The sequence below is a fragment of the Variovorax sp. P1_H2 genome, from assembly GCF_056405295.1.
The window spans coordinates 1-8,731 of sequence record NZ_JBFUCJ010000175.1 but is presented as its reverse complement, the minus strand read 5'-3'; the positions used below and the strand labels follow the sequence as shown (position 1 = coordinate 8,731).

The 8,731-nt window shown below is 66.0% G+C and carries 11 protein-coding genes and 1 pseudogene; 7 read left to right on the top strand and 5 right to left on the bottom strand.

Features of this window, described 5'->3' with window-relative positions:
• Window positions 1–365: pseudogene (locus tag AC1D2E_RS33245) on the top strand (acyl-CoA synthetase); the annotation flags it as partial.
• The gene (locus AC1D2E_RS33240; protein WP_478201354.1) at window positions 362–502 is read left to right on the top strand and encodes a hypothetical protein; all 141 of its coding nucleotides are present in this window, start codon (window positions 362–364) and stop codon (window positions 500–502) included. The pseudogene AC1D2E_RS33245 and the gene AC1D2E_RS33240, both read left to right, overlap by 4 nt.
• A gap of 66 nt (window positions 503–568) precedes the next feature.
• On the opposite strand, the gene AC1D2E_RS33235 is transcribed toward AC1D2E_RS33240, so the two are convergent.
• The 4 genes from AC1D2E_RS33235 to AC1D2E_RS33220 are packed head-to-tail and all read right to left on the bottom strand — an operon-like array spanning window position 569 to window position 4,280.
• The gene (locus tag AC1D2E_RS33235; protein WP_478201353.1) at window positions 569–1,417 is read right to left on the bottom strand and encodes a fumarylacetoacetate hydrolase family protein; all 849 of its coding nucleotides are present in this window, start codon (window positions 1,415–1,417) and stop codon (window positions 569–571) included.
• 36 nt (window positions 1,418–1,453) lie between these two features.
• Window positions 1,454–2,173, bottom strand: coding sequence for an IclR family transcriptional regulator (locus AC1D2E_RS33230; protein ID WP_478201352.1), 720 nt, complete (start codon window positions 2,171–2,173; stop codon window positions 1,454–1,456).
• A gap of 57 nt (window positions 2,174–2,230) precedes the next feature.
• Window positions 2,231–3,730, bottom strand: coding sequence for a bifunctional 3-(3-hydroxy-phenyl)propionate/3-hydroxycinnamic acid hydroxylase MhpA (mhpA, locus tag AC1D2E_RS33225; RefSeq protein ID WP_478201351.1), 1,500 nt, complete (start codon window positions 3,728–3,730; stop codon window positions 2,231–2,233).
• On the bottom strand, window positions 3,723–4,280 hold the full coding sequence (locus AC1D2E_RS33220) for a VOC family protein (RefSeq protein ID WP_478201350.1): 558 nt from the start codon (window positions 4,278–4,280) through the stop codon (window positions 3,723–3,725). The genes mhpA and AC1D2E_RS33220 overlap by 8 nt, the downstream gene beginning before the upstream one ends.
• 149 nt (window positions 4,281–4,429) lie before the next feature.
• On the opposite strand from AC1D2E_RS33220, the gene AC1D2E_RS33215 reads away from it, so the two are divergent.
• The 3 genes from AC1D2E_RS33215 to AC1D2E_RS33205 all read left to right on the top strand — a co-directional run bounded on the left by AC1D2E_RS33215 (window position 4,430) and on the right by AC1D2E_RS33205 (window position 6,609).
• Window positions 4,430–5,419, top strand: coding sequence for a Bug family tripartite tricarboxylate transporter substrate binding protein (locus AC1D2E_RS33215; RefSeq protein WP_478201349.1), 990 nt, complete (start codon window positions 4,430–4,432; stop codon window positions 5,417–5,419).
• Window positions 5,420–5,601: 182 nt separating this feature from the next.
• Window positions 5,602–5,943, top strand: coding sequence for a hypothetical protein (locus AC1D2E_RS33210; RefSeq protein ID WP_478201348.1), 342 nt, complete (start codon window positions 5,602–5,604; stop codon window positions 5,941–5,943).
• A gap of 138 nt (window positions 5,944–6,081) precedes the next feature.
• Complete coding sequence (locus AC1D2E_RS33205) at window positions 6,082–6,609, top strand: Rrf2 family transcriptional regulator (RefSeq protein ID WP_478201347.1); 528 nt, start codon at window positions 6,082–6,084, stop codon at window positions 6,607–6,609.
• 29 nt (window positions 6,610–6,638) lie between these two features.
• Here AC1D2E_RS33205 and AC1D2E_RS33200 read toward each other — a convergent pair whose 3' ends face one another.
• The gene (locus AC1D2E_RS33200) at window positions 6,639–6,827 is read right to left on the bottom strand and encodes a DUF2970 domain-containing protein (RefSeq protein ID WP_478201346.1); all 189 of its coding nucleotides are present in this window, start codon (window positions 6,825–6,827) and stop codon (window positions 6,639–6,641) included.
• A 274-nt stretch (window positions 6,828–7,101) separates the two neighbouring features.
• Here AC1D2E_RS33200 and kdpF point away from each other — a divergent pair, with 274 nt between their 5' ends.
• A complete protein-coding gene (gene kdpF, locus AC1D2E_RS33195; RefSeq protein ID WP_478111400.1) occupies window positions 7,102–7,200 on the top strand; it encodes a K(+)-transporting ATPase subunit F in 99 nt (32 codons plus the stop codon).
• On the top strand, window positions 7,200–8,731 hold a 1,532-nt coding region (gene kdpA, locus AC1D2E_RS33190), incomplete at its 3' end, for a potassium-transporting ATPase subunit KdpA (RefSeq protein WP_478201345.1). The genes kdpF and kdpA, both read left to right, overlap by 1 nt.

The following is an 8,731-nucleotide window of genomic DNA, read 5'->3' as shown; positions in this document are numbered from 1 at the left end:
CCTATGTGCAGCTCAGGCCCGGCCTTCGCGCGACCGAGGACGAGCTGCTGTCCTTCGCCAGGGACCAGATCACCGAACGCGCAGCGATGCCGAAGGCGATCAGGTTGGTGGCGGCCATGCCCCTGACCGGCGTCGGCAAGATCTTCAAGCCCGAGCTCAGGCAGCGCGAGATCGCGGATGCGCTGCGCACGGCGCTGCACGATGCGGGCGCCCCGCCCTCTCGGCTCGAGGTCAGCAACGACCCGCGTTTCGGGATTCAGGTCGAAGTCACGGTGGCGGGCAGCGCGACCGCCGGCATCGCCCGCGAGGTCCTGGGCCAGTTCCCGTTCCGCTTCGAAGTGTCGTGGGCAGGCTGCGATCAATGAAGGTGTTCGAGCGGGCGGCTGCCGAGAACGGCTTCGCTGCGTGCGCCCGCGAGCTCGACATCTCGCCAGCCGCGGTGATGCATCTGGTCGACGATCTGGGGTTGCAGCCTGCCGAGATGATTCGCTGCCGGGGTTAGGCGCTTGGGAGGGGGCGAGGCGCCGATGCCCGCGCCCGAAACCTAGCGACGGCGTCGCTCATCGGCTTACTCGTCGCGGATGCCGTTGCGCAGCACGCCGATGGCGTCGACCTCGATCTCGCACATGTCGCCCGGCTTCATGAAGACCTGCGGCGTGCGCTTGTTGCCCACGCCACCGGGCGTGCCGGTGACGATGACGTCGCCAGCCTCCAGCGGGATGAAGGCGGAGATGTAGGCGATCTGGCGCGGGATGCTGTGTACCATCATGTCGGTCGTGGCGCGCTGCAGCTCCTGGCCATTGAGGCGCGTGACCAGCGTCATCTTCTGGTCGGGCGCGATCTCGTCCGAAGTGACCATCCACGGGCCGAACGCACCGGTCTTCCAGAAGTTCTTGCCCGGGCCCCACTGCGAGGTGTGGACCTGCCAGTCGCGCACGCTGCCGTCGTTGTAGCAGCTATAGCCGGCGATGTGCGACCAGGAGTCGGCCTCGGAGATGTGGCGGCCGCCCTTTCCGATAACGATCGCGATCTCGCCCTCGTAGTCCAGGCGCTCGGACACGCGAGGACGCACGATGTCGTCCCCATGCGCCAGCTGCGAATCCGCCACGCGCAGGAAGATCACAGGCTTCTCCGTTGCTTCCCTGCCCGTCTCGCGAATGTGATCGCCGTAGTTCAGACCGATGCAGAAGATCTTGCCCGGGTTGGGGATGACCGGCTGCAGCTTGACTTCGGCCAGCGGCAGCGTGGCCTGGGCCGCGGCGACCCTGGCGGCAGCTTCCGAGAAGAGGTCCGCTGCGATGAACGCTTTCAAGTCCGACGCACGCGTGCCGAAGACTTCACGCAGGTCGACCACGCGGTCGCCGACCACGGCGCCGTAGCTGTCTTGCCCATTGAACTGATAGCTGATGAGTTTCATGATGATTCTTTGGATGGATGAAGGGGTTGGGTGGATCTAGGCCAGCCGAGCTCCGATGCGCGCGGCGGCCTCGTTGATCAGATGGACCAGCTTTTCAAGGTCGACAATCGCCAGGCGAGAGGTATCGAACACCAGTGAGATGGCGGCCCATGCGCCGCCGTCGGTCTTGAGAATGGGCGCCGCCACGGCCGCCAGCTGTGGCTCCAGTTCGCCGTTGGACACGTAGTACCCCGCCTTGCGGATGGCCGCGTAGTGCCGCCGGAACTCGGGCCACTCGGCCGGCAGGCCGCAGCGCACTATTTCTTCGTGCCGCGTCTCGAAGACCTTCTTCAGCGCCGCCGAGGCGAAGGTGGACAGCAGGACCTTCGGCGCACCGCCGAGGAAGAGCGGGCGTGGACGGCCCCTGCCGTAGGCAAGCGCCGCCGGCGTGCCGCCCATCTCCCGATGGGTGTCCAGCACCTGCATCCCGAACAGGCCCGTGACCACGCAGTCGAAGCCCGTGGCGTCGACCAGCTCCCGCAAGATTGGTAGGCCGGCCCTGAGCACCGGATCGGCCCGCCGGATGTAGTGGTCCAACAGGATAATGCGCGGACCCAGGGCGTAGTGCGAGTCTTCCACGCGTTGCAGCAGCCCCGCCTGCAGCAGCAGCCGCACGTAGCGGTAGCTGGTGGGCAGCGAAACGTCCAGCGCCATGGCGATGTCTTCCGCCGTTTGCGTCAGATGGGTGTCGTCGAAGAGGTCGAGCACCCCTAGCATGCGCTCCAAGCTCGACGTGGAAGAAGTTTCGGACAAAGCAGTCCCCCGTTGAATTGCTCATGGCGCGACGGGGAGGTATTGCGAAATGCGATCCAGATCAGCCCCAGACCGTGCCACGCCGACGATATATCGGTCCGGACGGAGTATCACGGCACTCGCGTCGTGTGAGCGCAACCATTCCTGCAGGCTCGAATCGGGCTTGTCAATCACGACGGCGCCGCTGCGCTGCCAGCGCGAGGCGGTTGCGGGCGACGCCGCTGAAAGCACCTGGTGGCTCCCAATGACGGCGCCACGACGTCCCAAGAGCTCGTCGAGCAAGCGCCCATCCTCCAGTTGCGGCTGCGGGAAAGGCCGCCCTGCCAACTCGGGCTCCGTTGGGTCGAATGCCCCGGTCCCCAGAAGCTGAGGCGGAAGCTCGAAAATTTCGGGACGGCCCGCCTGAAACTTCGCATCCCGTTCTGCAGCGAGAGAAGGGTCCGTCGTCTGAATGATGTTGCCCAAGCGCACAGCCAATTCGATGAGCGCGCGCACATGGGGCTTGCGCTCGGACTCGTAGGTGTGGAGCAGGGCGTCCGATGCGCAACCCGCCAGCATTGCATCCAGCTTCCAGGCCAGATTCCAAGCATCGCGGATGCCTGCGCACATGCCCTGTCCGAGGAATGGCGGCGTTTGATGGCAGGCGTCGCCGGCCAGGAACAGGCGCCGGTCACGCCATCCTTCGGCGATCACGGACTGGAATGTATAGATCGCCGCCCGCTCCAGGCTCGCCTGCTCGGGCCGCACCCAGGGAGCCACCATTTTCCAGAGGTTCTCCGGCTGCACGAGCGCCTCTCGGTCGTCTTCCGGAAGCACCATGATTTCCCAGCGCCGGCGCTCGCCCACAACGTTGCAGTAGGTCATCGGCCTGCTCGGATCGCAGTGCTGAACGGTGTAGGCCGGCAGATCCACCGGTTGCTCCAGCACCGCGTCGAAGACCAGCCAGGGTTGGCGCAGGCCTAGGTCGACCATGGGGCTGCCGATGGTCTGGCGAACGAGGGACCGGGCGCCATCACAACCCACGACGTAACGGGCTCGCGCAGTGTGTGTCTCCCCACCCGGCACAGACTGACAGGTTAAGGTTGCGAGCTCGTCATCCTGCTCCACACCGATCAGTTCGTGGCGTAGMTTGATTTGCACCTGGGGAAACCGCGCCAGCCCCTCCCGCAGAACGGCCTCTAGCTGCGGCTGGTGGAAGTAGTAGTTGTTGGCGCATCCGTGTGGGCCCAGGGCCGCCGTGCCGCCACGGATGAGCATCGTCTCGCCCACACCGTTGACGAAGTGCATGCCCTGCGTCCCGGGCCGCGAGATCGCCAGCACCTCCTCGCGCAGCCCGGCCGCCTGGAAGATGCGAAGCACTTCGCCATCGAAGTGGATCGCGCGCGGCAGCGGGAAGATGCCCGCCTCCTTCTCCACCACCAGGACCGAATGGCCAGCGGCGCCGAGCAGGTTGGCCAGCGTGGCGCCGGTGGGACCGAGGCCGACGACGGCTACGTCATAGACAGGCGCGTGCTCAGGCATTCTGGTCTTCCTGCATGCGGCGCGCGACTTCGACCTGCCACTGCGCCCGGCTCATGAACTTGGGAAACCGCTTGGCAATCGCCTCTGCCTGGGCCAGGATGGCCTCGTCCGATTGATTCAGGTCGATCGTCTCGCGCAGCGGCTGGTCGCAGTACCACGGCGTGTCCATGAACAGTTCCAGCCGGTTGCCCTCGGGATCGCGACAGTAGAGCGAGACCGCGTTGCCATGCGTGACTGGGTGCATGTCGCTCGCCCCCTCGGCCAGCAGCCGATCGTGGAAGCGGCGCAGCGCCGCCAGATCGGGCACCCGGAAGGCGATCTGGTTGACCACGTTGAATGCCATGTTGGCCGGACGGCCGGTCGCCAGCACGAGCTGGTGGTGCTCATTGGGGTCGCGGCTGAGAAAAACCAGCTGCACGGCGCCCAGATCGCCCGCATCCGTCTGGGTGAAGCGCAGCGCCTGCTTGTAGAAGCGGGCCATGCGCGGCAAGTCCGTCACATACAGCCCGATGTGGCTGAACTGCAGGTCCGAAGCGGAAGATGATTGCATCAATTTGTCTCCTATCGATAACGAGCCGGAACATAAGTCCGTCTACAGTGGTTAAATGTACTTTTATTATCACAATTTGACAATACGCCATGTTTTCTTATGATTCGACCCCGTGCGATTGGCACAAGTTCGCAAAAACGGAGACATTCATGACGTTCATCAAGAGGCTTGCCTCACATTCCGCTACGCTGGCCATGGCCGTTGGACTGGGCGTGGGGACAGGCGGCGCGGCCGCGCAGGCCGACTACCCCACCAAACCGATACGCATCATTGCCCCCTTCCCCGCGGGCAGCGGGCCGGATGCCAACGCTCGCGAACTGGCCGCCGAACTGACCAAGATCCTGGGCCAATCCGTTTACGTGGAAAACCGCCCTGGAGCCTCGAACATCATCGGAACGGATGTCGCGGCCAAGGCTCCAAGCGACGGCTATTCGCTGTACATCGGCACCACCAGTTCGCTCTCCGTGGTACCCCACCTGTACAGCAAACTTCCCTTCAACGCCGAGCGCGACTTCGCCCCCATCAGCCTTCTGGGCGTGCTCAACACAGGCCTGATCGCCACGCCCAGCGCCCAAGCCAAGGACGCGCGGGAACTGATCGCCCAGTTGAAGGCCAAGCCGGACTCCGTCTCGGTGGCCACACAGGGCATCGGCAGCTACTCCCACCTGTCGGCCGTATGGTTCAACAGCGCGGCGGACGTGAAGTCCAACCTCATCCCGTACAACAGCAACAGCCCTTATGCCGACCTGCTAGCCGGCCAGATCCAATTGATGTTCGACGGCCTGCCAGCGGCGGCAACCAACGTTCAGGCCGGCAAGCTCAGGCTGCTCGCCATCACAGGCAAGGCGCGCCATCCCAGCTTCCCGAACGTACCGACCTTCGCCGAACAAGGCCTGCCCGACTACACGCCCATCGCCTGGCAGGGGCTTCTTGCCCCGGCCGGCACGTCCCCGGCCATCCTCGAGAAGCTGAGCGCTGCCATGGGCAAGGTCTGTCAGTCCCAGGACCTGGCCAAAAAGTGGCGGGACTACGGCGGTGAACTGCGCTGCAACACGCCGGCCGAATTCACCGCGTTCATCAACTCCGACCGTGCCATGTGGGGCAAGGTGATCCGCGCTGCCGGCGTCAAGCTGGACTGAGCAAGCGCCATGACGTCGATCACTGCTGTCCAAGACAGGCGAATTCCGCGGCTCGCGTGCTGATCTGACGCGGGGTACGCACGGCTAGTGTGCGGAATTCGGTGCGGCTGCCAACTTGACGAAGAAAGAACGACTCGAGGGTCGCAGGGCGCCTTCTGCAGAGACAGCTAAAATCCCCCGACATGCCCCGCTGGCTCCTCCCCGCTGTCCTCGCGTTCGTGCTCTGCTGCCTCGGCTTCACGGCCGCTGCCCAGGGTCACTCGGTCGCGCGCCAGCACGGTTGCGACGCCACGGCGCAGGCGCAGCACGGCGTGGTTTCGCATGCCGTCGATGCCGGGACGCCCGGCGAAAGCGGCGAAGAAACGCCCGGCAATGACGAACAGCGCCATGATTGCAGCGAGATCCTGATCGGCATCCCGGGACCCTTCGTCCCGCTGGCGATGTCGACGTTCGCCGCGCCACCGCCGCCGGCGCTCAGGGCCTCGCCCTTCCTCGAGCAGCCGAAGCGGCCGCCCCGCGCCTAGGCCTTCACGCCCAAGGCCCGCTGCCCGCGGGGGACCGCTGTTCCCTCGCCTGCCAGCACCCCGCAGCACGACGTTTCGCACGTCGGCCTGCAACCCCCTCGGCGGCGCCAGTCCGCCCCAACACAGAAAGAACCATCGATGCGTCTCACCACCAAAGGCCGCTTCGCAGTCACCGCCATGATCGACGTGGCACTGAACGGCCGCAACGGCCCGGTCAACCTGTCTTCCATCCACCAGCGCCAGCGGATCTCGCTGTCCTACCTGGAGCAGCTCTTCGGCAAGCTGCGGCGCCAGGGGCTGGTCGAATCGACCCGCGGGCCGGGCGGCGGCTATTCGCTCGGGCGCAGCGCGGACGAGATCAACGTGGCCGACATCATCCTGTCGATCGACGACGAGGCCGAGCCCAGGACCCGCCCGCAGCGCCCCGATGCGCCGGGCGCGCTGCACCGCTGCACCACCGACGCGCTGTGGGAATCGGTGAACCGCCGCGCGGTCGAGTTCCTGCAATCGATCACGCTGCAGAGCCTGGTCAACGAACAGATCAGCAAGGGCGTCATGGCGGCACGCAAGATCGGCGTGCCGGTGGTCCCGGGGCGCGTGAAGCCGCCACCGGTCAATGCGCCGAACTCGGTGTTCGCGATGGGCGCCTTGCTGGCAAAACGCTGAGTCTTCCGCCGCCGGACTCGAGCCTGGGATCAGGTTCCGGCGGCGAATTTCGCCAGCGCGATCAGGCCGACGACCAGCAGCAAGACCAGCACCAGCGCGATCGCGATGGTCGGCAGCGCGCCGGCCTGGTCGACCCGCTCGTCGGCGTCGTCCCGGCGGCCGCCCAGGCCGACGAAGCCCCAGAGAACGGCGCGCAGATAACGAAGAAATTTGGACATCGCCCACTGTGGCGCATGGTCGCGTCCGGGTAAAGAAGCAGTTCTCGCCGATTCGACCATCGCAGATGGCGAGCCGCATTTACGCTTTCTTTACGCCGCCGCGTCGACTCTGTTCCCCGTCTTTACGCGCGCCTCTCCACACTCGATTCCTGATTTGAAAGCAGGAGAGATCGATGGACATCGTGTGGATTGCCGCCCTGGCGGCGATATGGGTCGTGATGGCGGGAATGGTGGTCGGGCGCTTCAAGCTCGAAGCGCCCAAGGGAGAGCGTTCGTGATCAGCCTCGAAGTGCTCTACGGATTCGGCGGCCTGCTCGCCGTCCTCCTGTTCGCCTATCTCGTGTTCGCGCTGATCTGCGCCGAGGAGTTCTGATGGACAGCTCCGCCTGGGGCCTGCTGGCCTTCTACCTCGTCGTGCTGGGCCTGCTGGCCTGGCCGCTCGGCCGCTACCTGGCGCTGCTGTGCAGCGGCGCGCCGCCGCGCTGGATGCAGCGCGCCGAAGCGCCGCTGTACAAGCTCGCCGGCATTTCGCCGGACAGCGCGATGCACTGGCGAAGCTACGCGCTCGCGCTGCTGGCCTTCAATGCCATCGGCGCGCTGGCCGTCTACGGCCTGCAGCGGCTGCAATCCGTGCTGCCGCTCAATCCCGCGGGCATGGCGGCCGTCGCGCCGGACTCGGCCTTCAACACCGCCGTGAGCTTCGTCTCCAACACCAACTGGCAGGGCTATGCCGGCGAGTCGACCATGAGCTACCTCACGCAAATGCTCGGGCTCACGGTGCAGAACTTCTTCTCGGCCGCCACCGGGATCGCGGTGGCCTTCGCGCTGGCCCGCGGCTTCGCGGCGCGCAGCACGGACGGCAAGGGCCTGGTGGGCAACTTCTGGGTCGACCTGACGCGCATCACCCTGTGGCTGCTGCTGCCGATCTCCTTCGTGATGGCCGTGTTCTTCGTCGGCCAGGGCGTGATCCAGAACTTCGACGCCTACAAGACCGTGGCCACGGTGGAATCCACGGCCTACCAGAATCCCAAGCTGGATGCGGCGGGCCAGCCGGTCAAGGATGCCCAGGGCAATCCGGTGACGGAAGACGCGAGCACCGCCACGCAGACGCTGGCCATGGGCCCGGTCGCCTCGCAGGAGGCGATCAAGATGCTCGGCACCAACGGCGGCGGCTTCTTCAACGCCAATTCGGCGCATCCCTACGAGAACCCCACGGCGCTGGCCAACCTGGTGCAGATGCTGGCCATCTTCCTGATCCCGGCGGCGCTGTGCTTCGCCTTCGGGCGCGTGGTCGGCGACCTGCGGCAAGGCTGGGCCATCCTCGCGGCGATGACGGTGATCTTCGTGCTGGCGGTGATCGCGGTCATCCCGGCCGAGCAGGCCGGCAATCCGCTGCTGTCGCCGCTCGGCGTCGACCAGGCATCCAGCGCGCTGCAGGCCGGCGGCAACATGGAAGGCAAGGAAGTGCGCTTCGGCATCACGGCCTCGGGGCTGTTCGCCGCCATCACCACGGCGGCATCCTGCGGCGCGGTCAACGCGATGCACGATGCCTTCACGCCGCTGGGCGGCATGGTGCCGTTGGTGCTGATGCAACTCGGCGAGGTGGTCTTCGGCGGCGTCGGCACCGGCCTCTACAGCATGCTGGTGTTCGCGATCCTCGCGGTCTTCATCGCCGGGCTGATGATCGGCCGGACGCCCGAGTACCTGGGCAAGAAGATCGAGGTCCACGAGATGAAGCTGACCTCGATCGCGATCCTGGTGACGCCGATCCTGGTGCTGGCCGGCACCGCGGTCGCCGTGATCGCGGACGCGGGCAAGGCCGGCATCGCCAATCCGGGCGCACACGGATTCTCGGAAATCCTCTATGCGTTCACCTCGGCCGGCAACAACAACGGCAGCGCCTT

What these genes read in the sequence shown, in the direction of transcription:
- AC1D2E_RS33240 (WP_478201354.1), top strand. Translation starts at nt 362, where the DNA reads ATGAAGGTGTTCGAGCGGGCGGCTGCCGAGAACGGCTTCGCTGCGTGC.
- AC1D2E_RS33235 (WP_478201353.1), bottom strand. Translation starts at nt 1,417, where the DNA reads ATGAAACTCATCAGCTATCAGTTCAATGGGCAAGACAGCTACGGCGCC.
- AC1D2E_RS33230 (WP_478201352.1), bottom strand. Translation starts at nt 2,173, where the DNA reads ATGCTAGGGGTGCTCGACCTCTTCGACGACACCCATCTGACGCAAACG.
- AC1D2E_RS33220 (WP_478201350.1), bottom strand. Translation starts at nt 4,280, where the DNA reads ATGCAATCATCTTCCGCTTCGGACCTGCAGTTCAGCCACATCGGGCTG.
- AC1D2E_RS33215 (WP_478201349.1), top strand. Translation starts at nt 4,430, where the DNA reads ATGACGTTCATCAAGAGGCTTGCCTCACATTCCGCTACGCTGGCCATG.
- AC1D2E_RS33210 (WP_478201348.1), top strand. Translation starts at nt 5,602, where the DNA reads ATGCCCCGCTGGCTCCTCCCCGCTGTCCTCGCGTTCGTGCTCTGCTGC.
- AC1D2E_RS33205 (WP_478201347.1), top strand. Translation starts at nt 6,082, where the DNA reads ATGCGTCTCACCACCAAAGGCCGCTTCGCAGTCACCGCCATGATCGAC.
- AC1D2E_RS33200 (WP_478201346.1), bottom strand. Translation starts at nt 6,827, where the DNA reads ATGTCCAAATTTCTTCGTTATCTGCGCGCCGTTCTCTGGGGCTTCGTC.